This window comes from Pseudomonas sp. SDO55104_S430 (assembly GCF_054070595.1).
Genome location: NZ_JBSVXG010000067.1, coordinates 1 through 23,274 on the forward strand (window position 1 = coordinate 1; position 23,274 = coordinate 23,274).

At 62.1% G+C, this 23,274-nt stretch carries 19 protein-coding genes and 1 riboswitch; of the genes, 7 read left to right on the top strand and 12 right to left on the bottom strand.

Annotated features, from left to right (window positions below; translation table 11 throughout):
* Positions 1–67: 67 nt before the first annotated feature.
* The 5 genes from doeB to ehuR form a co-directional block, all read right to left on the bottom strand.
* Entirely contained in the window at positions 68–1,069 is a 1,002-nt protein-coding gene (doeB, locus tag ACW9JE_RS14195) for a N(2)-acetyl-L-2,4-diaminobutanoate deacetylase DoeB (RefSeq protein WP_457433082.1), read from the bottom strand.
* 3 nt (positions 1,070–1,072) lie between these two features.
* Positions 1,073–2,263 (bottom strand): ectoine hydrolase DoeA, encoded by a 1,191-nt coding sequence (doeA, locus tag ACW9JE_RS14200; RefSeq protein ID WP_457433083.1) that lies wholly within the window; start codon positions 2,261–2,263, stop codon positions 1,073–1,075.
* Positions 2,264–2,317: 54 nt separating this feature from the next.
* Entirely contained in the window at positions 2,318–3,310 is a 993-nt protein-coding gene (gene eutC, locus ACW9JE_RS14205; protein ID WP_457433084.1) for an ectoine utilization protein EutC, read from the bottom strand.
* Between the two features lie 36 nt (positions 3,311–3,346).
* On the bottom strand, positions 3,347–4,318 hold the full coding sequence (eutB, locus tag ACW9JE_RS14210; RefSeq protein WP_457433086.1) for a hydroxyectoine utilization dehydratase EutB: 972 nt from the start codon (positions 4,316–4,318) through the stop codon (positions 3,347–3,349).
* A gap of 106 nt (positions 4,319–4,424) precedes the next feature.
* Entirely contained in the window at positions 4,425–5,819 is a 1,395-nt protein-coding gene (ehuR, locus tag ACW9JE_RS14215) for a MocR-like ectoine utilization transcription factor EhuR (protein ID WP_224533550.1), read from the bottom strand.
* Between the two features lie 281 nt (positions 5,820–6,100).
* Between ehuR and ehuB the strand changes: the two genes are divergently transcribed.
* The 4 genes from ehuB (at position 6,101) to ehuA (ending at position 9,211) form a co-directional block, all read left to right on the top strand.
* Entirely contained in the window at positions 6,101–6,958 is an 858-nt protein-coding gene (ehuB, locus tag ACW9JE_RS14220) for an ectoine/hydroxyectoine ABC transporter substrate-binding protein EhuB (protein WP_224533551.1), read from the top strand.
* 65 nt (positions 6,959–7,023) lie between these two features.
* Positions 7,024–7,683, top strand: coding sequence for an ectoine/hydroxyectoine ABC transporter permease subunit EhuC (gene ehuC / locus ACW9JE_RS14225; RefSeq protein ID WP_224533552.1), 660 nt, complete (start codon positions 7,024–7,026; stop codon positions 7,681–7,683).
* Positions 7,680–8,336: an ectoine/hydroxyectoine ABC transporter permease subunit EhuD gene (ehuD, locus tag ACW9JE_RS14230; protein ID WP_014753588.1), complete on the top strand. Its 657-nt coding sequence runs from the start codon at positions 7,680–7,682 to the stop codon at positions 8,334–8,336. The genes ehuC and ehuD overlap by 4 nt, the downstream gene beginning before the upstream one ends.
* A gap of 80 nt (positions 8,337–8,416) precedes the next feature.
* The gene (ehuA, locus tag ACW9JE_RS14235; RefSeq protein ID WP_224533570.1) at positions 8,417–9,211 is read left to right on the top strand and encodes an ectoine/hydroxyectoine ABC transporter ATP-binding protein EhuA; all 795 of its coding nucleotides are present in this window, start codon (positions 8,417–8,419) and stop codon (positions 9,209–9,211) included.
* Between the two features lie 181 nt (positions 9,212–9,392).
* Here the strand turns inward: ehuA and ACW9JE_RS14240 are convergent, their stop codons facing one another.
* The 7 genes from ACW9JE_RS14240 to ACW9JE_RS14270 form a co-directional block, all read right to left on the bottom strand.
* A complete protein-coding gene (locus ACW9JE_RS14240; RefSeq protein ID WP_224533553.1) occupies positions 9,393–10,121 on the bottom strand; it encodes an OmpA family protein in 729 nt (242 codons plus the stop codon).
* A 100-nt stretch (positions 10,122–10,221) separates the two neighbouring features.
* Positions 10,222–10,863: an MBL fold metallo-hydrolase gene (locus ACW9JE_RS14245; protein ID WP_224533554.1), complete on the bottom strand. Its 642-nt coding sequence runs from the start codon at positions 10,861–10,863 to the stop codon at positions 10,222–10,224.
* Between the two features lie 85 nt (positions 10,864–10,948).
* Positions 10,949–13,687: a LuxR C-terminal-related transcriptional regulator gene (locus tag ACW9JE_RS14250; RefSeq protein WP_457433087.1), complete on the bottom strand. Its 2,739-nt coding sequence runs from the start codon at positions 13,685–13,687 to the stop codon at positions 10,949–10,951.
* Positions 13,688–14,090: 403 nt separating this feature from the next.
* Positions 14,091–15,455 (bottom strand): DUF1329 domain-containing protein, encoded by a 1,365-nt coding sequence (locus ACW9JE_RS14255; protein ID WP_224533556.1) that lies wholly within the window; start codon positions 15,453–15,455, stop codon positions 14,091–14,093.
* A 26-nt stretch (positions 15,456–15,481) separates the two neighbouring features.
* A complete protein-coding gene (locus tag ACW9JE_RS14260) occupies positions 15,482–17,368 on the bottom strand; it encodes a DUF1302 domain-containing protein (RefSeq protein WP_224533557.1) in 1,887 nt (628 codons plus the stop codon).
* Positions 17,369–17,705: 337 nt separating this feature from the next.
* A complete protein-coding gene (locus ACW9JE_RS14265; protein WP_457433088.1) occupies positions 17,706–19,388 on the bottom strand; it encodes a fatty acid--CoA ligase in 1,683 nt (560 codons plus the stop codon).
* Between the two features lie 262 nt (positions 19,389–19,650).
* A complete protein-coding gene (locus ACW9JE_RS14270; protein WP_457433089.1) occupies positions 19,651–20,280 on the bottom strand; it encodes a LysE family translocator in 630 nt (209 codons plus the stop codon).
* A gap of 91 nt (positions 20,281–20,371) precedes the next feature.
* On the opposite strand from ACW9JE_RS14270, the gene ACW9JE_RS14275 reads away from it, so the two are divergent.
* The 3 genes from ACW9JE_RS14275 (at position 20,372) to ACW9JE_RS14285 (ending at position 23,207) form a co-directional block, all read left to right on the top strand.
* Complete coding sequence (locus ACW9JE_RS14275; RefSeq protein ID WP_457433090.1) at positions 20,372–21,337, top strand: 2-hydroxyacid dehydrogenase; 966 nt, start codon at positions 20,372–20,374, stop codon at positions 21,335–21,337.
* Between the two features lie 33 nt (positions 21,338–21,370).
* Positions 21,371–22,369, top strand: coding sequence for a methyltransferase (locus ACW9JE_RS14280; protein ID WP_457433091.1), 999 nt, complete (start codon positions 21,371–21,373; stop codon positions 22,367–22,369).
* Between the two features lie 39 nt (positions 22,370–22,408).
* Positions 22,409–22,533: riboswitch (yybP-ykoY riboswitch) on the top strand.
* Positions 22,534–22,622: 89 nt separating this feature from the next.
* Entirely contained in the window at positions 22,623–23,207 is a 585-nt protein-coding gene (locus ACW9JE_RS14285) for a TMEM165/GDT1 family protein (RefSeq protein ID WP_224533562.1), read from the top strand.
* Positions 23,208–23,274: the final 67 nt, after the last annotated feature.

A 23,274-nucleotide genomic window follows, 5' to 3' on the forward strand; every position in this document is an offset into this window, starting at 1 on the left:
CGCAACCATGTTGACTGACATTGCGCCATCGCGAGCAGGCTCGCTCCCACAGGGCGGGGACGGTGTATTACTCCAGTATGTCCGCGATTACGGCAAGGGTATCGCCACACTGCACCAACCCCGGAAAATGCCGCGCCGCCAGCAGGCCGCTACGTGCTGCGCGGTACTCCACCGGCGCCACGCCGCTACGGGTGGCGTCGTAGACCCGGGCGATGACTTCGCCCTTGTCCACGCTGTCGCCCAGATCGCGGCACATTTCCAGCAGGCCGTCGTGTTCGCTGGCGATGAAGCAATCGCCGTCAGGCATGTCGAGCATCACCGATGGCCCCGCAGGCACCTCGCCCTGAAGAATCCCGGCATGCACCAGCAGGTTGCGCACGCCACGCTCGGCAATTGCCACACTGCGCGCGGTGGAGGAACCGCCACCGCCCAGTTCGGTGGTGACGAACACCTTGCCTTGCGATTCGGCGGCGGTGTCGTACATCGCCCCGGCATCCAACTCCAGCATGCGCATGCTGTACGGCGCATTGAACGCGCGCATGCCGGCCTCGCAGCGGGCCTGCTGCTGTTTGTCCGGCAGCACATGGCAGGCGGCGAACGGCAGGAAATCCAGGGTGCGCCCGCCGGAGTGGATGTCCAGCACGATGTCCGCCAGGGGCAACAAGGTGCGGGTGAAATAGTCGGCGATTTTCTCGGTCACCGTGCCGTCCGGCTTGCCGGGAAAGCTGCGGTTGAGGTTGCCCTTGTCGATGGGCGACGTGCGCCGCCCGGCATGGAACGCCGGGGTGTTCATGAATGGAATGATGATGACCCGCCCGCTGACCTCGTCAGCCGTCAGGCCCTGAGCCAGCTTGCTCAGGGCCACCGGGCCTTCGTATTCGTCACCGTGGTTGCCGCCGGTGAGCAGCGCGGTCGGACCTTCGCCCCGCGCAATCACCGTGACCGGAATCATCACCGCGCCCCAGGCCGAATCGTCCCGGGAATACGGCAGCTTGAGAAACCCGTGCTGCACGCCTTCACGAGTGAAATCCACGGTGGCGCTGATCGGGTTGGCAGGCAGATCGCTCATGGTTCAATCCTTCACGAACAGTTGGCGTGGCACGTTGCACAGCGTCTCGACGCCGGTGTCGGTGATCAGAATGCTCTCGGTGATTTCCAGCCCCCAATCGTCCATCCACAGGCCCGGCATGAAGTGGAACGTCATGCCCGGTTGCAACACGCTGGTGTCGCCGGGACGCAGGCTCATGGTGCGCTCGCCCCAATCCGGCGGATAACTGATACCGATCGGGTAGCCGCAACGGCTGTCCTTGTGGATGCCGAACTTCTCCAGCACCTTGAAAAACGCCACGGCGATGTCACCGGTGGTGTTGCCCGGCTTGGCCGCTTCCAGGCCGGCGGCGATGCCTTCGACCACGGCTTTCTCGCCTTCGAGGAAATGCTGCGGCGGCTTGCCCAAAAACACGGTGCGCGACAGCGGGCAGTGGTAACGCTTGTAGCAACCGGCGATCTCGAAGAACGTACCCGCACCCTTTTCGAACGGCGAATCGTCCCAGGTCAGGTGCGGCGCGCTGGCATCGGCACCGGTGGGCAACAACGGCACGATGGCCGGGTAATCACCGCCATGGCCGTCGGCGCCCTGGATGCCGCTGCTGTAGATCTCGGCCACCAGATCGTTCTTGCGCATGCCCGGTTCGATCCGCTCGAGGATCCGCCCGTGCATCTTTTCGACGATGCGCGCGGCGATGCGCATGTATTCGATTTCCTGCGGCGACTTGACCGCCCGCTGCCAGTTCACCAGCCCCACCGCATCGATCAGCCGGGCCTTGGGCAGATTCTTCTGCAGCGACAGGAAGGCCGCGGCGCTGAAGTAGTAGTTATCCATTTCGACGCCGATGGTCAGCGCGTCCCAGCCACGGGCAGCGATCACTTCCCGGGACAGGTAGTCCATGGGATGGCGCTCGCGGGACTGCACGTAGATGTCCGGGTAACCGACGATGTTCTGCTGTTGCATGAACACCGTGCGCTTGGCACCGTTGGCGTCCTGACCGCGACCGAACCACACCGGCTCGCCATCCAGCGCCAGCAGCACGCACTGGTGCACATAAAACGACCAACCGTCATAGCCGGTCAGCCAGGCCATGTTCGACGGATCGGTGACCAGCAGCAGCTCGATGCCCTGGGCCTGCATGGCCACTCGCACCTTGGCCAGCCGCTGGGCGTATTCCTCCCGGCTGAACGGGAGATTGACGACTATCTGAGACATGCACCTGCCCTCTTGTAGATGAAGCGGGATAAATGACGCGCGGATAAAAAACCCTTAGCTGCCGAACTGGAAACCCTTGCCCGCCGAGCGCGCACGCTCGAACGCAAGATTGGCCATGGCCGTGTCCTGGGCCCCGGTGCCGGTCAGATCACACAAGGTGACCTGCGCCGCATCCGTGCGACCGGGGCGTTGGCCGGCCAGCACTTGACCCAGCTCGGCGAAGTTCGATTCGTCGCTGACCAAGCCGGCATCGAGGGCGTGATGCAACTCGCCGAGGATGCGGGTCTGGCTCAAACGATCGGCCACGTAGCGGTCGACCTGCGCCAGTGCCTGCGGGGAAATTTCATTCTTGTGCTCGGCGTCCGAGCCCATGGCGGTGATGTGCAGGCCCGGATGCAGATGGCGCACATCGATCAACGGCTCGCGGCTCGGCGTGCAAGTGATGGCGATGTCGACCTCGGCCATGGCTTCGTCGATGCTCGCGCACGGCTGGACGGCAAGGCCGGTGTCACGGGCCAGCTCGACACTGAAGGCCCGGGCCTTGGCCAAGTCCCGCGCCCACACCCGCACGTTGTCGATCGGCCGCACCAGGCGCAGGGCGTGCAACTGCAAGGCGGCCTGCTCGCCGGCGCCGATCAGCGCCACGCTGCGGCTGTCAGCCCGGGACAATGCCCGCGCCGCCACTGCCCCGGCAGCCGCCGTACGCACGGCGGTCAGGTAACCGTTATCCAGCAGCAAGGCGTCCAGCAGACCGGTGCGCGCCGACAGCAGCATCATCATGCCGTTGAGGCTGGGCAGACCGAGTTTCGGGTTATCGAAAAAGCCCGGGCTGACTTTGATCGCAAAGCGCTCCAGCCCCGGCAAATAAGCGGTCTTCACGTCCACTTCGCCGTTGTGTTCGGGAATGTCCAGACGCAGGATCGGCGGCATCGCCACGGCGGCGGTGGCCAGCAGCACGAAGGCTTGCTCGATGGCTTCGATGCTGGGTAGATCCAGCGCCACACAGGCGCGCAGATCGGCTTCGCTCAACAGGGTGATTTCACTCATCAACGGGCGCTCCAATGGCGTCGTTACTGTTCGGTTTCAGGTCTCGGCTCCGGCGAGTACCCGCAGGTGCTGGTCGGTGTCGACGTTGCGCCCGCTGACCACCACCACGACCGGGCCGCGAGGCTCGATCAGACCATCGAGCAGCGCGGCGATCCCCACCGCAGCCGCGCCTTCCAGTACCAAGCGTTCTTCGCGATAGGCATGGCGGATGGCGTTGGCGATGGAGGCTTCGCTGAGCAAATGCAGGTGATCGCAGGTGTCGCGGGTCATGCTGAAGGTGTACCGGTTATCCAGGCCGATGCCGCCGCCGAGGGAGTCGGCCAGGGTCGGCAACTCCTCGACTTCCAGCGGATGGCCGGCCTCGAGGCTGGCGTACATCGCCGCGCCGCGCTGCATGCTGATCCCGTGGGTGACGATCAGGGGACTGACGGTTTTCAGCGCCAGCGCCACGCCGGCGAACAGGCCGCCACCGGACAACGGCACCAGCACCTGGGCGACGTCCGGCTGCTGCTCTAGGATCTCCAGCCCCAGCGTGCCCTGCCCGGCGATGATCGCCGGATGATCGAACGGCGGCAGCAGGATCGCGCCCTGTTCGGCGGCGATCCGCTCGGCCTCGCGCTGGGCGTCGTCCTGGGAACGGCCGACGATGCACACTTCGGCGCCCAGATCGCGAATGGCCTGGACCTTGTTCGCCGGCACCAGCTGCGACAGGCAGATGGTCGCCTTCACGCCCTGACGGGACGCGGCATAGGCCAACGCGCGACCGTGATTACCGGTGGACGCCGCCACGACGCCACGGCGCTTTTCCTCAGCACTGAGTTGCGCCACGGCATTGCTCGCACCGCGCAATTTGAAGCTGCCGGTGATCTGCTGGGATTCGAGCTTGAGGTAGACCGGCACACCCAGCAGCCGGGACAGGCTGGGCGAATGTTCCATGGGCGTGCGCCGCACCAGCGCTTCGATACGCTGGCGGGCGAGGTAGACATCGTTGAGCTGTGGCGTTGGCATGACCGCGTCCCGATGAGGTGTTGGGCGCAGTCTAAGAGGGCGGGATTGTCGCGCTGAATGTACTAGGGCAATTTAGCGACAAATTTTTCGGCGTCTTTTTTCTCGCTCAAAAATCGTGGATCCGCGGGTACTGGCCGAAGATTTCACGCATGGTGATCAGGGCTTCGCGCGCCTCTTCGTCGCTGCATTCGGCGCCGACACACACCCTCACCGCCCGCGCCTTGGGCGTGCCGCGCACGGTGAACGGGTCCGGCGAGGTGACGGCGATGTGCCGATGACGCAGGGCCCGCACCAGGCTGTCGACCTCCCAATGCGACGGGATGCCAACCCAGGCATTCAAGGCATGGGGATGTTGGCCCAGCACGAACTCGCCCAGGTATTCGGTGACCATCGCCTGGCGCACCGAGAGCAACTGGCGCTGCAAGCGCAGCAGCGTGTCGGCGCGACCGTCGCGAATCCAGCGCGTGGCAATTTCCGAAACCATCGGCGTACCCATCCAGCTGTTGACCCGCAGGATGCTCTCGGTGCGCAACGCCAGGCGCTTGGGCATCACCAGATAACCCACGCGCAAACCGGTCAGCACCGACTTGGTCATGCTGGTGCAGTAGAAAGACAGCTCCGGCAGGTAATGACTGATCGGCGGAGCGTGGCGCTCTTCGAGCAACGGGCCGTACACATCGTCCTCGATGATGTGCACACCGAAGCGCCGGGCGATCTCGGCGATCTCCCGGCGGCGACTGTCCGGCATCAGCGTGGTGGTCGGGTTGTTCAGGTTCGGCGTGCACACCAGCGCGGTGATGCGCTCGTTGCTGCACATGTCTTCGAAGTGCTCGGGATCGATGCCGTAGCGGTCCATTTCCAGACCCTTGAGGGTGAACCCCAGCACCTGGGAATTGCCGATGACGCCGTGATCGGTGCTGCCTTCGCACAACACCACATCGTCGGGCCCGGCCAGTGAGGCCAGGGCGAGAAAGATCGCGTGGGCCGCGCCGTTGGTGATCAGGATGTCGTCACGCTCGACCTTGAGACCCTGGCGGCCGATCCAGTGCACGGCCGCTTCGCGGTGGGATTCGAACCCGGCGATGGGGCGAAAGGCGTGAATCCACGGCTGATCTTCTTCGGTGCTGAGCTCCCGGCAGGTGTCGCGCCAGAACTGGTCGTGCTCGCGGGTATGGAGGATGCGTGCGATGGAAAAATCCACCAGCGCCCGCTCGGGGCTGTCGAGAATGTAAGTAGCAACCCGGTCGCTCATGCGCCGCGAAACGAAACTGCCGCGCCCCACTTCGCAACGCACCAGGCCCTGACGCTCGAGCTCCTTGTAGGCGTTGGTGACGGTCTGCACGCTGATGCCCATGGCATCGGCTACGTTGCGCTGCGGCGGCAGGCGCTGATCGTTGGCCAGCACGCCCTGCTCGATGTCGTCGGCAATGGCCTGCACCAGAATCTTGTATTTGGATTCGCCGCTGCGGGCGGCATCCAGGGCTGCTTTCCATTTATTCATGAGCGCTGGAACCCGCGTGGTTGGCCGTGTCGACAGCATCTCCCGAGATTCCATGCAAAGCAATTGTCCTAGTGCAATGCAATGTTGTGCAGGGCTTTTGTATGCTCGGTCCAAGGTCGATGCCCGGACTTCTCACCAAGCCCGAAAAATAAAACCAATCGATCTGTACGGCTGCGGTGTCCAATCCCGGGTATCAGCTCCCGTACGCTTTGCTCTTGTCACACTGCCTCCTAACACAGAGCCGTCGACGACGGGTCCACAAGAAACAGGAGATTTTATCGATGAGCAATTCCCTTTCCCGCACCTCCCATACTTTGCGTCACCTGTTCGTGGCCTGCGCAATGTTCGGCCTCGCCGCCGGCGCCCACGCTGCCACGACTCTGGAAACCATCACCAAAAACAGCAGCATCCGCATCGGCTATGCCAACGAAACTCCGTTCGCCTTCACCGAAACCGACGGTCGAGTGACCGGTGAATCGCCGGAAATCGCCAAAGTCATCTTCGCCAAGATGGGTATCAAGCAGGTTAACGGCGTGCTGACCGAATGGGGCTCGCTGATCCCTGGCCTGCGTGCCGGGCGTTTCGATGTGATTGCCGCCGGCATGTACATCACCCCGGAACGCTGCAAGCAGGTGATTTTCACCGATCCGCAATACCAGTTGCCCGATGCACTGCTGACCGCCAAAGGCAACCCGAAGAATCTGCACAGCTATGAAGACATCGCGAAGAACCCGGATGTGAAGCTGGCGATCATGGCCGGCACGGTGAACCTGAAATACGCCCGGGATTCGGGCGTGAAAGACGCACAGATTCTCCAGGTGCCGGACACCACCGCCCAGTTGCAGGCCGTGCGCGCCGGTCGCGCCGATGCCGCCGTGGGCACCCAGCTGACCATGAAGGGCCTGGCCGCCAAGGGCGGCGAGAAGGTCGAAGCGGTCACCGAATTCAAGGACGACCCTTCGCACACCGGCTATGGCGCCCTCGCCTTCCGCCCGGAAGACAAGGACCTGCGCGATGCGGTCAACGCCGAACTGAAAAAGTGGCTGGGCTCCGAAGAGCACCTCAAGACGGTCGCTCCATTCGGTTTCGACAAATCCAACGTGACAAGCAAAACGGCTGCCGAGCTCTGCGCTCAGTAGTCGAAACAGGCATGGCGCTGCTTTGGCGCGATGCCTATTTCCCTGCTTAATCGGGATGTTGAACCATGGGTGAATTACTTCCGCTGTTGATACAAGGCGCCTGGGTCACGATCCAGGTGACATTCTTCGGTTCGATACTGGCGATCGTCGCGGCGATTCTCGCAGCGCTCGGGCGCATGTCGCCCTGGCGGCTGGTGAGCTGGTTCTCGGTCGCCTACATCGAAGTGTTTCGCGGCACTTCGTTGCTGGTGCAATTGTTCTGGCTGTTTTTCGTGCTGCCGCTGCCGCCGTTCAATCTGGAACTGAGCCCTTACAGCGTGGCGATTGTCGGCCTCGGCCTGCACATCGGCGCTTACGGTGCGGAGGTGATGCGCGGTGCGATCAGCTCCGTAGCCAAGGGTCAGTACGAAGCGGCGACCGCGCTCAATTTCAGTGCCTACAAGCGTTTTCGCCGGATCATCCTGCCCCAGGCGCTGCTGGCTGCGATTCCACCGGGTACCAACCTGCTGATCGAACTGCTGAAAAATACTTCGCTGGTGTCGCTGATTACCTTGTCCGACCTGAGCTTTCGCGCTCGGCAACTGGATCAAGCCACCTTCCAGACTCTGGAAATCTTCAGCCTGGCGCTGGTGATGTATTTCGTCCTCGCCCAGGCGATCAACCTCGGCATGCGCGGCATTGAACGTCGCCTGGCACGCGGCCGGATGCGTGGAGGTCTGTCATGAATCTGTTCGACTGGACGTATGCCTGGCAGATCCTCCCCGATCTGCTGCGCGCCTCGCTCAACACCGTGGGCATTACCCTGATCGGCTTCCTGATCGCCATCGTGCTGGGGCTGTTTCTCGCCATCGGCCGGCGCAGCCGCCTGTACTGGCTGTCGTGGCCGATCGCCGGGACGATCGAATTCATCCGCAGCACGCCGCTGCTGATCCAGGTGTATTTCCTCTACTACGTGCTGCCCAATTACGGAGTGAGCATGTCGGCCATGCAGGTGGGGATCATCGGCATCGGCGTGCATTACGCCTGCTACATCGCCGAGGTCTATCGTGGCGGGCTGGATGCCGTGCCACGGGCGCAATGGGAAGCCGTCACCGCGCTGAACATCGCGCCGTACAGCGCCTACCGCAACATCATCCTGCCCCAGGCTCTGCGGCCGATCCTGCCGCCGCTGGGCAACTATCTGGTGGCGATGCTCAAGGATACGCCGGTGCTGTCGGCCATCACCGTGGTGGAAATCATGCAGCAGGCCAAGAACATCGGCTCCGAGAACTTCCGCTACCTGGAACCGATCACCATGGTCGGCCTGTTTTTCCTCGCCCTGAGCATCGCCCTGGCTTATCTGGTACGGCGCCTCGAACTGCGCCTGGAGCTACGCTAATGACTTCTCCACTCTCGACTTCCCACGACCTTTCCCGGCGCGGCAACCTGACACCGCTGCATCCGCAGGAGGCCACGGCCATGCAACAACCGAAGGCGGTCAAGCCGATCGTCAGCTTCCAGGACGTCACCAAGAGTTATGGCAACTTCACGGTGCTCGATCACTTGAACCTGGATGTCACGCCGGGTGAGAAAGTCGCGATCATCGGCCCCAGCGGCTCGGGCAAATCCACGCTGTTGCGGGTGCTGATGACTCTGGAAGGCATCGATGACGGGGTGATCCGCATCGAAGACGATCTGCTGACCCACATGCCCAATCGCAACGGCGTGCTGGTGCCCGCCAACGACCGGCACATCCGCCGGGTGCGCGGCAAGATCGGCATGGTGTTCCAGAGCTTCAACCTGTTCCCGCACATGACCGCGTTGCAGAACGTGATCGAAGCGCCGGTGCAGGTGCTGGGCATGAAGCCCGCCGAAGCCCGCGAGCGGGCGGCGGAATTGCTGGAACTGGTGGGCCTGGGCAGCAAGCTGGGGCACTACCCTTCGCAGCTGTCCGGTGGGCAACAGCAACGGGTGGCGATTGCCCGGGCGTTGGCGATGCGGCCGAAGGTCATGCTGTTCGACGAAGTCACCTCGGCGCTCGATCCCGAGTTGTGCGGTGAGGTGCTCAACGTAATCCGCAAGCTCGGCGCCGAGCACAACCTGACGATGCTGATGGTCACGCACCAGATGGGCTTCGCCCGGGAGTTCGCTGATCGGGTGTGCTTCTTCTACAAGGGGCAGATCCACGAACAGGGCACACCGGCACAGATCTTCGAGCATCCGCAGCAGGAGCGCACTTGTGCGTTTCTGAGTGCGGTGAAAGAGGCCAATTAAGCGGTTGCCCGATCTGGCCTCATCGCGGGCAAGCCCGCTCCCACAAGGATTTGTGTCGTACACAAATAATGTGACCACCACGGAACCTGTGGGAGCGGGCTTGCCCGCGATTTAGGCCACCACAGGCCACACAAAAAAATGCCCGATCATCGAATCGGGCATTTTTTGTCGGGGCGGGGTGTTACGGGTATTGCTGGACATTGCCCTGCTGCTGGCCACCGTATTGCTGGCCCGGGATCGCCTTGAGGTTGACCTCTACGCGGCGGTTCTGGGCGCGGCCGTTGACGTCGCCGTTGCTGGCAACCGGGTTGTCCGGGCCTGCGCCACGGGAGCTCAGGTTGGTGCCGCTCACGCCCTGTGAGGTCAGGTAGGTGGCGACGCTCTGGGCGCGGCGCTGGGACAGGTCCATGTTGTGCTGACGGCTGCCGGTGCTGTCGGTGTAGCCGACGATTTCAATCTGATTCTGGTTGAACTCTTTCAGCGAGCCGGCCAGGTTGTTCAGCGGCTGGTAGAAGCTTGGTGCGATGTTCGCCGAGTCGGTGGCGAAGGTGATGTTGCCCGGCATGATCAGTTTGATCTGATCGCCCTGGCGCTGCACTTCAACCCCGGTGTTGGCCATGCTGGCACGCAGTTTCTTCTCCTGCTGGTCGGCGTAGTAGCCGTAACCGGCAGCGGACGCACCCACAACCGCTGCGCCGATCAGCGCACCCTTGCCACGGTTGTTGTGGTCGATCGCGGCACCGGCCAGGGCACCGGCCAGAGCGCCCAGGCCGCCGTACTTGGCGGTCTTGCTCATGCCTTGGGAGCCGCTGTCGGCCTGCCCCTGATTGTCGTATGGGTTGGGCGATGCACAACCGGACAGGATCGCCACGGCGGTAGCAGCAATAATCAGACGACTTTTGGTGAACATGAAGGTGCTCCTGGTTTTTCATTCTGTGGTGCAAGCGACGTAAACATCACCTTGCGGGCGTTGGATCATTTCGCCCGGTGAAAATTCCGCTTGTTACAAATCAGGCCCGCACGAACGGGTTCTCGCGCATTTCATCCCCCAGACGCGTGTCTGGACCATGCCCCGTCACTACGGTCGCTTCCTCGTCGAGGGTGTACAGACGCTGCTTGATCGAACGCACGATCGTCGCCTGATCACCTCCCCACAAATCCGTGCGCCCGACGCCGCGACGGAACAATGTGTCGCCGGCAATCAGCAGTTTAGCCTCCGAAAACCAGAAGCTCATGGAACCCGGTGTGTGACCCGGGGTGTGCAGGGCAACGCCGCAGCCGCAGGCCAGCTCTTCATCGTCGGCCAGCCAGCGATCCGGCGACGGCACCGGCGTGTAGGGCACGCCGAACATCTGGCATTGCATCTCCAGGTTGTCCCAGAGGAACTGGTCTTCCTTGTGCAAATGCAGGGTCGCGCCGGTTTTCTCCTTCAACTGGCCGGACGCCAGGAAGTGATCGAGGTGCGCGTGGGTGTGGATGATGCTGACCAGCTTCAGGCCCAGCGCTTCGAGTCGGGCAAGGATCAGCTCATGATTGCCGCCCGGATCCACGACGATGGCCTTTTTCGTGACCGGATCGCCGATGATCGTGCAGTTGCACTGCAACGGACCGACAGGAAAGGTTTCGCGAATGAGAGAGGGTTGCTGAGACATCGGAGCCTGCTCGATAAACGGGACGGGCGATTTTCGCACACTTGAGTATCGAGGGATTCAGCAGGCGATGTAACGTGAAGATTCCTTAACCCAGGACGCCCAGCTCCTTCGCCCGCGCCACCGCCTGTGTGCGCCGTTCGACGCCGAGTTTGCTGTTGATATGGCTGGCGTGGGTCTTGACCGTGTGCAGGGAAATGAACAGCTGGTCGCTGATTTCCTGGTTCGAGCAGCCCTGGGCGATCAGGCGCAGAACGGCCATCTCCCGGGTGCTCAGTTGCTCGGACACCGGTGCGGCATCCAGCGACGGGCGTCCGGCCTGCGCCGGAAGCTTTTCCACCAGATCCTGGGAAACGGTGGTCATTGCACCACCCAACAGCTGCCCGCGCAGCCAGTCGGGATGCTCCGCCATCAGCTTGTCGAACGGTTGCAGAATGCCGCCGGCCGCGGCGTCCAGCGCCTGAGCCAATGCCTTGCGTGCCTCGGGTTCGCGCCCGGTGCCGAGCAGCAGCGAGACTTTATGCGTCAACGCCATCGCGCTGAGCATCTGCCGACCGGTTTGCTGACCGTTCTCGTGCAGAGAATTCAGACGTCCTTCGGCCAGCATCGGCTGAACCTGGATCATTTCCAGCAAGGCCTGCTGCAGTTCGATGTGCAGCGGCAATTGCGGGTGGAACTCCGGCGGTGCCGCCGGGTGTTCACCGTTGTAGGTCTGCCCCAGTCGCGCCAGCCAGGCCTCGGCCAGATCGATACGACCCTGGGCCAGCCACAGCTCGCATTTGACCAGGGTGATCATCGCCAGGTAGTAAATCGGCGGCACGTCCCAGATATGCATCAGACGTTCGGCTTCGGCCAGTTCGGCGAATGCTCTGGCGAACTCACCGCTGTTGCCTTCGAGCCGGGCGATCACGCAATGGCCGATCAGCACGCTGATATCACGACAGGCCCGCGCTTCGTTCAGGCCGACCTGCAGCCGCTGACGCGCCGCATGCGGCTGTTGACGCAGCGCCAGCAGGAAACCCTCGTATAGGGTCAACCGTGCGCGAACGGCATACAGGCGCTGCGGTGACAGTCCTTTCAGGCGTTGCAAACCCTGCCGGACCTCGTCCATTGACCGCAGGATTTCCCCTCGTGCCTGCAGCACCCGGGCGCGGTCGTAATGGGTCAGCGCTTCGAACAACGGATTGCCGACCCGCTGCGCCAACTCCAGGGAATCACGGTTCAACTGACGTGCACGCCACAGATCACCATCGGCAATTGCCAGGTTGGACAGCGTGGACAGGCACATCAGGCGCTGTCCGTAACGCTTGGCTGGCAGACTCTCCAGCGCTTCGCTGCAATAGCGCAACGTCAGGTCACGGTTGCCACGACCGCGGGCGATGATCCCGCTCAAGGCAAGCCACTGCGCCAACATCGACTTCTGCGCGGTGGCGGATGGCGCCGGGAGGAAACGGCTCAGGTGCGCGGCCAGTTCCTCGGCGGCGTCCAGCTGGCAAGCCAGCCCCAAAGCCCAGCTGTAAAGCACGATCAGTCTTGGCGTGCTGATCAGCAGGCTGTCGGGCAAGTCCATTTTCCAACGCAGCAACATGCCGACATTCTGCTCGGCCAGCAGTTGCTCTTCCGACAGGTTTTGCACCAGGTTCGCCGCGACATCCAGGTGACCGGCGCGCAACGCCTGTTCCACGGCTTCGTCGAGCAGGCCCTGGGCATTGAACCAGCGACAGGCGCGCAAATGCAGGCTCGCAGCCGGCACCATCGACTGGGCGGCAGGCCGCGAGCGCAGCAAGTCGGAAAACAGGTGGTGATAGCGATACCAGTGACCGTGTTCGTCCAGCGGCACCAGAAACACCTGGTGCGCCGCCAGGAAGCGCAGGATTTCGGCGCTGTCATGGGCATCGCGAACCGCGTCGCACAGTTCGCTGCAGAAGCGTTCCTGAGGCGCGGTGTCGTAGAGGAAAGCCTGCACTTCTGCGGGCAGGCAATCGATGACTTCTTCAAGCAGGTAGTCGCGGATCAGCCCTTCCCCGCCATGCAGCGTCTGGGGCAACTCGCCATGGGTGCCGGCTTCCGACGCCGCCAGCAGCCAGAAACGCAGGCCGGCGACCCAGCCTTCACTGCGCTGGATCAGCTTCTCTAGCGCTTCGCCGCGCAGCGAGCTGCTGTGACGAGCGAGCAGGCTCAGGGCTTCGTCGTGGGTCAGGCGCAGGTCCTGCTCGTGTAACTCCAGCAGCTGGCGCGACAGGCGCAGGCGTGCAAGATGCCAGTCAGGACGCTGACGGCTGGTGACCATGACCAGCAGGCCATCGGGAAGGTGATTGAGGAAAAATTGCAGACAACGGTCGAGTACCGGGCCCTGGGCCAGATGATAGTCATCGAGCACCAGCAGCAAGGGCGTCGCCGTCGACAGGTGTACAGCGAGCTCGTCGAGCAATCCGTCCAGCCATTCTTCGAAGGCGAAAGGCTGATGGCGCTGGCGCATTTTCAGCAGCCCCAGGGACTGCCTGCCCAGTTGCGGGTAATAGTCCTGCAGGCCTTCGAGCAGTCGCTCGAGGAAACGGCCGGGATCACTGTCCCGCGGACTCAACCCCAGCCACAGGCTTTGCCAGTGATCCGGCAGCGCCTGGCAGAACTCCACCGCCAACGAACTCTTGCCAAACCCCGCCGGGGCGCTGACCAGCAGCAACCGCCCCTCCAGCCCCGCGCTCAGACGCTCGCAAAGCCGCGGACGCAGCACATGGCCGTCGGGCAATGGCGGCCTGTAGAAGCGCCCGTCCAACGCAGCGACAGCAACGCTTGCAGGACCTGGTGGTGGAGACAGATCAGTCATGGCCGGCTCTTGTGGAATTGCGGGTGGCGGCGTTGCAGATGTCCGCAGACTAGCGGTAAACGATGCGGGAATGAAGATAATTGCTACAAATGGCTACAAAAAGACTACAGGACATTCCGAACGCCCTGCTTCCTGTAGGAGCCGAGCTTGCTCGCGATGCACCCGAGAACGCCATGGGGTGTCAGACAGCCAGCGTTATCGTTGACGACCATCGCGAGCAAGCTCGGCTCCTACAGGAAGCAATGCACCCGAGAGCACCGCGGGGTATCAGGCAGCCAGCGTTATCGTTGACGACCATCGCGAGCAAGCTCGGCTCCTACAGGAGGCAGGTAGCGGCCGCAAAAAAAAAACGCCCCGAAACAGTCGGGGCGTTTGAAGGGCAGGAGCTTCGATTGATTGACGCTTAGCGGATACCGTCCTGACGCAGCGCGTTCGGGGTGAAGTCCGAAGTGTTCGCAGTGAAGCCGAAGTCATACGCCTGCTTCTCTTCGTTCTTCATGCCCAGCGCCAGATAGCGACCCGATTGCAGGTCGTACAGCGCTTCGAGGGTGTACCACGGCACCTGGACGTTGTAGTAGTCCTGGGCATGGGCTTCCGCCACGCGCCAGAGCTGGTTGCGACCGTCGTAGTGGTCGATCACCGCCGCTTGCCAGGTGTCTTCGTCGATGTAGAAGTCACGCTTGGCGTAGATGTGGCGCTGGCCTTCCTTCAGGGTCGCCACGATGTGCCAGACGCGGCGCAGCTCGTAGCGAGCCAGGTCCTGGTTGATGTGACCGGCCTTCAGGATGTCGGAGTACTTGAGCTTCGGATCGTCGAGCTTGTAGCTGTCGGACGCGATGTACATCTCTTTCTTGCCTTCCAGCTTCCAGTCGTAGCGATCCGGCGCACCGTTGAACATGTCCAGGTTGTCGGAGGTACGCAGGCCGTCGGCGGCGGTACCCGGGCCGTCATAGGACACTTGCGGCGCACGACGCACGCGACGCTGACCGGCGTTGTAGACCCACGCCGAACGTGGCTCCTTCACCTGGTCGAGGGTCTCGTGAACCAGCAGCACACCACCAGCCAGACGTGCCGGCGCGGTCACTTTCTGCTTGAAGTAGAACAGGATGTTGCCAGGGTTCTTCGGATCGTAATCCTTCATCCGGTCACGGAACACGAACTGGTCCTGGAAGTACACCAGGCTGTAGGAGCCGTTCGGCTGCGGCGTGGCCTGGGTCACCAGACGGGTCACGCTGCCACCGCGATAGCGGGTGATGTGGTTCCAGATCACTTCCACGCCGCTTTTCGGAATCGGGAACGGCACTGCGGTTTCGAAGTTTTCCAGACCGTTGCCGCCGGACACCAGCGTGGTGTTGGTGGCGTTTTTCTTGATGGCGGCGAACACGTCATCCGGCACGGTAGCGCCGCGATGGGACGGATAGACCGGCATCTTGTAGGTTTCCGGGTAGCGCTTGAACATCGCGACCTGGCCTGGAGCAAGCTTGTCCTTGTACTGGTCGACGTTCTGCGCGGTGATGGTGAACAGCGGCTTTTCGCTGGCGTACGGATCGGACAGGAAGCCCTTGCTGTCGACGGTGCCGGCATTCTTCGGCAGCGGTTTCCAGGCCGGGATCGAGCCGTCGGCGTTGCCCGCCATTTCGGCACCCATCGGGGTCAGGCTCTTGCCCAGTTTGTCCGCTTCGGCCGCCGGGACCGCCGCCATGACACTGGTCGCCAGCAGCGAAAGTCCCAGGACACTGGCGTGGAACAGACTCTTGGTCATTTTCATGTGTGTACTCGTCCTGAAAAGAGTGCTTAGAAGTTCACGCCGAAGCTGAGCGCAACGAAGTCGCGGTCATCCACGGTGGTGTACTTGCCGTCGAAGAAGTTGGTGTACGCCAGGCTTGCGGTGTAGGTGTTCTGGTACTCGGCGTCGACACCCAGGCTGACCGCTTTGCGACCTTCCTCGAAGTTGCCGCCAGGGCCTGGGGAGTAACCGCTCACGTCGTGGGACCAGGCCACGTTCGGCTTGAGGTTCACGCCGGCGAATACGTCGTTGTATTCCCAGATCGCACGACCGCGATAACCCCAGGAGGTCGAAGTGGTGAAGCCTTCGTCGTTGCAATTGCGGCTGACGTTGTTGGTCGGCGTGCCTGGGCCTGCACCGTTGATGGTGCTGGTGTTGAGGGCGATACAGGTGTTCTGGCCGCCAGTGGCTGGCAGTTCGCCTGGACCGTAGACCGGATCACGGCCGTAACGGACGTCGGACGTGCTTTCCAGGCCGCCGACGTGAGTCACGCCCACTTCGCCCACCAGGGTCAGACGGCTGGCGCCCATGACCTGATCGAAGAAGTGCGTCAGGGTGGTCTGGAACTGGGTGATTTCCTTGCGGCGATAGCCGTGCAGGTCCTGACCCGGTACGCCGTTGAGCAGCGAAGCGTTGGTCAGCGCACCGCCCAGAGGACGCACACCGGCAAACAGGATGTCGGTGGTGTTGAGCTGTACCGGCGCGTTCGGACGGTAGCTGATCTCACCGCTCCACGCCGTACCGGTAGGCAGGGTGGTGGAGAAGCTCAGACCGTAGAGACGGATGTCTTCCGGATACTCGATGAAGTAGCTGGAGTTACCCGCGATGATCAGCGGCGCCAATGGGCGCAAGGCTGCCGGCAGACCGCCGACGCGAGCGAAGGTCGCGGCGGATGCACCGGTGGCGCTGAAGATCGGCGCACGGCTGTGGTAGTTCATGAAGTAGGCACCGAACTCGGTGTCCAGCGGATCGAACATGTACTTGAGGGACGCACCCCATTGGCCGCTGTCCCGCGCATCGCGGTCCGGACCACGGCGTACCAGTACACCTTCGCTGTTCGCATCGACGCCCAGTGCGGTCAGCGTCGGCAACGCGGCGGCCGGAATCGTCGAGCGGCTGTTCAGCACGCGCAGGTTGTTGGTGCAACCGTCGGCGACGATGTCAGGCTGGGAGAAGAAGGTGCCGCAGTTGTCGACGACGGTCTGGTCCCATTCGATCTGGTAGAAGGCGTCGGCCGACAGATTGTCGGTCAGGCTCTGGGACACGTAGAACATGTTGACCGGGATCAGGCCTTCCTTGATCTCGGCGCCAGGACGACGGAACGCGGACACGTCGATCGGGTTGATCGAGTTGATGCCGCTGCCGATGAAAGTACTTTCACCCCAGCTCACCACTTGCTTGCCCAGGCGCACGGACCCCGGCTGCTCGGCAATGGAATAGTTGTGGTAGACGAAGGCATCAAGGATCTGACCGCCGGCGGACTTGGCGCCTTCCTTGCGGTTGCTGTCACTGATGTCTTTGAAAGGACGGCTATCGTCTTTGAGCTCGAAGTCGTACCAGTATTTGCCACGGACGAAGGCGCCGGTGTCACCGTACTTCAATTCGAGGTCGTGGATGCCTTTGAAGATCTTCGAGAAGGTCTTGCCGCTCTCGAAGTTCAGGTGACCGTCATCGGAGGTCTGGGACAGGCCCTTGCCGCCGTTGTTGACGCCAATGAGGTTCTTGTTGGCGCTTTCAGTAGACCAACTGGCCCCGATCGACAGGGACGAGTCGAATTGACCTTCAATTTCTCCGATGTTGAAACTGACGCCGAATGCGGGTCCGGCGAGCGTAGAGGCAAGGCTGACAGCCAGGGGCAACTTGGCCCGGCGCCAGAACTGGTTTACTGATGTCATCGACGCTACTCCATGTGCATTTTATTTTTATGGCAGTGAGCACTTCTAAAAACGCTCTGGATGACAGGGAGCCAAGGCTTCCCAAAGTCCTTCCAAAGTTGCATCGCCCGACTTGTGCGTTTGCTCCGTTCTTAAAAATCCTTGAGCGGACTATAGCCAGCAGGTAGTAGTGCTTGATCCCTCTAAAGTGTGATTTGCACCTGCCAGGCACTCTGGAACAGTCCTTTGCCAGGCCGACGACCGTCGGCATGGCAAGGATGGCTGAAAATTCGGATTTGACAAGCCAAGCGCTTGCTTGGTGGGGCTGGCGTGCCCTTTAGGGCACGCCAAAGGAGGATTAAAGCGTTGAAAGGAACGTGCTGTTGTTGGCCTGCCATTCGGTGATGTCGAGGCGGATTTTCTTCTTGTCGAGCTTGCCGACACTGGTCTTGGGAATTTCAGTAACAAGCGCGATCTGACTCGGAATCGCCCACTTGCTCAGGTGCCCCAGCTCCACGAATGGCTTGAGGTGTTCCTTGAGTTCCTTGGCCCCGACCACATGGCCTTCACGCAGCACCAGCAGGGCAAACGGACGCTCGCCCCACTGCGGATCGGCAATCCCCACCACTGCTACTTCGCGTACCGCCACATGGCGACTGATGAGGTCTTCGAGGTCCAGGGAGGAGATCCACTCGCCCCCGGTCTTGATCACGTCCTTGATCCGGTCGCGGATATCGATCACACCCATGCTATCCAGAGTGGCCACGTCACCGGTATGCAGCCAGCCGCCGGCCCAGAGTTCGGCGCCCTTCTGCGGTTCGTTGAAATAACCCTCGGTGAGCCACGGTGCACGCAGCACCAGCTCGCCCTGGGTCTCACCGTCGGCGGGGAGGAAATTGCCGTCGCAGTCGACGATCGCAGCTTCCACCAATGGCCCCGGCACACCGGCCTTGATCCGGTAGGTAGTGCGCTCGTCTTCGGTGCCGGCCATCAATTCATCATTGAGGTGCGCGCAAGACACCAGTGGCCCGGTTTCCGACATGCCGTAGGCGGCGGTCAACTGAATGCCCTTGGCCTTGGCCGCTTCGTACAGCGCACGATTGAGCGCACTGCCGCCGATGACGATTTTCCAGCCACCGAAATCGACATTTTGTGCAGCCTTCGCATTGAGGACCATTTGCAGGATGGTCGGCACGCAGTGGGAAAACGTGACCTTCTCCTTGCGCCACAGCTCCACCAGAAACTCCGGATCGTAGCGCCCCGGATAAACCTGCTTGAGCCCGAGCATGGTCGCCACATACGGCAGGCCCCAGGCATGCACGTGGAACATCGGGGTGATCGGCATGTACACATCGTTGGTGCCCAGCAACCGCACACTGTCGATGGCGCCCATGATGGTCGACACGCCCATGGTGTGCAGGACCAGTTGCCGATGGGTGAAGTACACGCCCTTGGGATTGCCGGTGGTACCGGTGGTGTAGAAGGTGGTCGCGACCGAGTTTTCGTCGAAGTCCTGGAAGTCGTATTTCGGGCTGGCGGCTGCCAGTAACTGCTCGTACTCGCCGATCAGGTTCGGCAGATCGGCGGTCTTTTCCGGCTGGTCGGTCAGCAGCAGGGTTTTCTCGACGGTGGTCAGATGCCCGGCGATCGCGTTGTACAAGCCCACGAACTCGCTGTTGACCAGCACGTAGCGGTCCTCGGCGTGATTCATGGTGTAGAGGATCTGTTCCGGCGACAGGCGTACGTTGATGGTATGGATCACCGCACCGATCATCGGAATGGCGAACATGCACTCCAGATAGCGATGGCTGTCCCAATCCATGACGGCGACGGTGTCACCGGGTTTGACACCGGCGGCCGTCAGCACATTGGCCAGGCGCGCGACACGTTCGATCAGTGTCGGATAGCTGTAGCGCAACTGATCGCGATAAACGATTTCCCGGGTTTTCTCGTAACGAGTTCCGGACATCAGCAACCGTTTGATCAGCAGTGGATACTGGTAAGCGCCTTCGGCTGGGGGGATAACGCGAGTCTGCAACATGAGAACCCCTTTTTCTGACTGCACGGTCGTGGCTGAAAGTAAGCACTCTAGTGCGCCTTATCGCCGGCCAAATCAGCCAAAGGAATGATTTGCAGAGCCGTATAAATGCTAGCTTTGCGCCATCATCCAGGGGTTGTGCCCACCCATCCTGTAGGAGCGAGCATGCTCGCGATGGTCGTGAACGCTTACGCGGGCATTCAGGAAGCCAGCGTTATCGTTGACCACCATCGCGAGCATGCTCGCTCCTACAGGAGTTGGATGCTTAATGCATTTCGGTAAACGCAAGCTTCACGCCGATGGCGATCAACACCGCGCCCATGGTCCGGTCGAACCAATGGCCCATGCGGGCGAAACCGGCGCGTACGCGCTGCTGGCTGAACAGCATCGCCACCAGGCAGAACCAGGTCGCCGTCGCAGCTGCCAGGTAGATCCCGTATCCGGCCTGAACCGTCAGCGGGGTGTGCGGATTGATCACTACCGTGAACAGCGACAGGAAGAACAGCGTGGCCTTCGGGTTGAGACCGTTGGTCACAAAGCCCGAGGTGAAAGCGCCACGGGCCGTGCGCTCACCCGCTTCCTTGTGCAGGTCGTCAGTTACCACTTTAGCCGGTTGCGCACGCAGCGCCTTGAAGCCGATGTACAGCAGATAGGCCGCGGCGGCCCACTTCAATGCGTTGAACAGCACAATCGACTGGGACACGATCAGCCCGATACCCAGCAGTGAATAGCCGACATGCAGGAAAATCGCCGTGCCGACGCCCAGCGCCGTCCAGGTGCCGGCCCGACGACCGTGAGTCACGCTCTCGCGTACCACCACGGCAAAGTCAGGGCCCGGACTGGCCACCGCCAGCAGGTGGATCAGGGCAACGGTCAAGAACTCGGTCCAATACATGGGGGCTCCTTTAGGACAAGCGTAACTGTTTGTTTCATCTGTTAGGCTCGGCAGATTACGCCTTCAGTTCATTGCACAAAAGGTACAGTTGATGACGAACAACCGCCGCGCCGTTTTCCTCGACCACCCGTCCCTGGATCTTGGCGATCTCGACCTGAGCCCGCTGCGCCAATGTTTCGGCGAACTGCAACTGTTCTCCCAGACCTTGCCCGATCAGGTGATCGACCACCTCAAGGGTGCCACCGTCGCCATCACCAACAAGATCATGATCGACGCGGCCGCCATCGCCGCCAGCCCCGATCTGAAGCTGATCCTGATCACCGCCACCGGCACCAATAACGTCGATCTGGCCGCCGCCCGCGCCCACGGGATCACCGTGTGTAACTGCCAGGGTTACGGCACGCCATCCGTTGCGCAGCACACCATCATGCTGCTGCTCAACCTGGCTACGCGCCTGGCCGATTACCAGAAAGCCGTCGGTGAAGGTCGCTGGCAGCAGGCCAAACAGTTCTGCCTGCTGGACTACCCGATCGTCGAACTGGAAGGTAAAACCCTGGGCCTGCTCGGCCACGGTGAACTGGGTGGCGCCGTCGCGCGACTGGCCGAAGCCTTTGGCATGCGCGTTCTGCTGGGCCAGATTCCGGGGCGCCCTGCCCGTCCAGACCGTTTGCCGCTGGATGAACTGCTGCCGCAAATCGACGCCCTGACCCTGCACTGCCCGCTCAACGAACATACCCGGCACTTCATCGGCGCCCGTGAACTGGCCTCGATGAAGCCCGGTGCGTTCGTGGTCAACACCGCCCGTGGCGGCCTGATCGATGAGCAGGCGCTGGCCGACGCCTTGCGCAACGGCCATCTGGGCGGCGCCGCCACCGACGTGCTGAGCGTGGAGCCGCCGGTCAACGGTAATCCGTTGCTGGCCGGCGATATCCCGCGCCTGATCGTCACCCCGCACAACGCCTGGGGCAGTCGCGAGGCGCGGCAGCGGATCGTGGGCCAGGTCACTGAAAACGCCCTGGGCTACTTCAGCGGTAAGGCGCTGCGGGTCGTCAGTTGATAAACTGCCGCACTTTTTTTCACAGGAGCAGTTATGGATCCGCGCAGTGAAGTACTGCTTCGTCAGGCCGAATTATTTCAGGGTGCCGTGCTGCTGGCCGGACTGCCCGCCGATGATTTGCTTGGCCGTCTGCCTGCCGCTCGTGGCTGGTGCTGGCATGCCGGCGATCAGTCCGCGCTGGAAGCGCGCTTTGCCGGGCGCAGCGACTTTGGCGTGAATGTGCCTGAGTTCGAATTCGACAGCGCCGTGGTGTTTCTGCCCAAGGCCAAGGATCTGACCGACTACCTGCTCAACGCCGTGGCGTCGCGCCTGCAAGGTCGCGAGGTGTTCCTGGTGGGGGAAAAACGCAGTGGCATCGAAGGCGCGGCCAAGCAGTTGAACCCGTTTGGCAAACCGAGAAAGCTCGACAGCGCACGTCATTGCCAACTCTGGCAGGTCACCGTGGACAATGCTCCCCAGGCCAAATCGCTGGAAAGCCTGGCCCAGGAATACGAACTGCCGCTGGCCGAAGGCCCGCTCAAGGTCATCAGTCTGCCGGGCGTCTTCAGCCACGGCCGCCTGGATCGCGGCAGCGCCCTGCTGCTCGAACACCTGGACAAACTGCCGAGCGGCCATCTGCTGGACTTCGGTTGTGGCGCGGGGGTATTGGGGGCTGCGGTAAAACGTCGCTACCCGGACACTCAGGTCACGATGCTGGACGTCGATGCGTTCGCCGCCGCCAGCAGCCGTTTGACCCTGGCGGCCAATGGTCTGGAAGCCGAAGTGATTACCGGGGACGGGATCGATGCGGCTCCCACCGGGCTGACTGCGATTTTGACCAATCCGCCGTTCCATACCGGCGTTCACACCGATTATCAGGCGACGGAAAACTTGCTGCGAAAAGCCGCGAAACATCTGAAAAACGGTGGCGAACTTCGCTTGGTCGCCAATAGCTTCCTGAAGTACCAGCCTTTGATCGAAGAGCATCTTGGAGTGTGCGCAATCAAGGCCGAAGGTCAGGGCTTTCGCATCTACCGGGCCAAACGCGGCTAGAAATTTGTGCTTGCACGATGGGTTTTGCCTAGGCAGAATCCGCTCCGTCCTAGGGGAGTAGTCTCCCACGAGCGCCATGCTCGTCCGGCGTGCGTCAACATACTTGGTCCTCAGACCATGGCGCATGCGACCCAAGCGACCGCATCAGACGGATCGCAGGGTTTGACAAGACCTATGACACGCACACCTTACCCGGGGCGGGAAGGCTGTACGTGTCATAGCCGTGTCGACCCGCCCCTTAGGAAAACCCCTGATGCTGGATTCATTACTGGTCCCCACCGCAATCGTTGCCTTGGCCGAAATCGGCGACAAGACGCAACTGCTCGCGCTCATTCTCGCTGCCCGCTTCCGCAAGCCTTGGCCGATCATCGCCGGCATCGTTGCCGCGACCCTGGCCAACCACGCAGCTGCTGGCGCGGTAGGCGCCTGGGTCGGCAGTTTCTTCTCGGACACGTTATTGCACTGGATCCTCGCGGTGAGCTTCGCGGCGACCGCCCTGTGGACCCTGGTGCCGGACAAGATGGATGACGACGAAGCCAGCACCGCCCGCAAGTTCGGGCCGTTCGTGACCACGCTGATTGCGTTCTTCCTGGCTGAAATCGGTGACAAGACCCAGATCGCCACTGTGATGCTCGCGGCGCAGTATCCGGAATTGTGGCTGGTGATCATCGGCACCACCGTCGGCATGCTGATTGCCAACGTGCCGGTGGTATTGGCGGGTAACTTCGCGGCGGACAAACTGCCACTGACACTGATTCGCCGACTGGCGGCTTCGGCGTTCTTCATTCTGGCGATTGTCGCGGTGTACAAGGCGATGCAGAGCAGCGGGTGGGTTTGACAACGGCCCTGTAGGAGCGAGCATGCTCGCGATGGTGGTCAACGATAACGTTGGCTTACTGAATGCC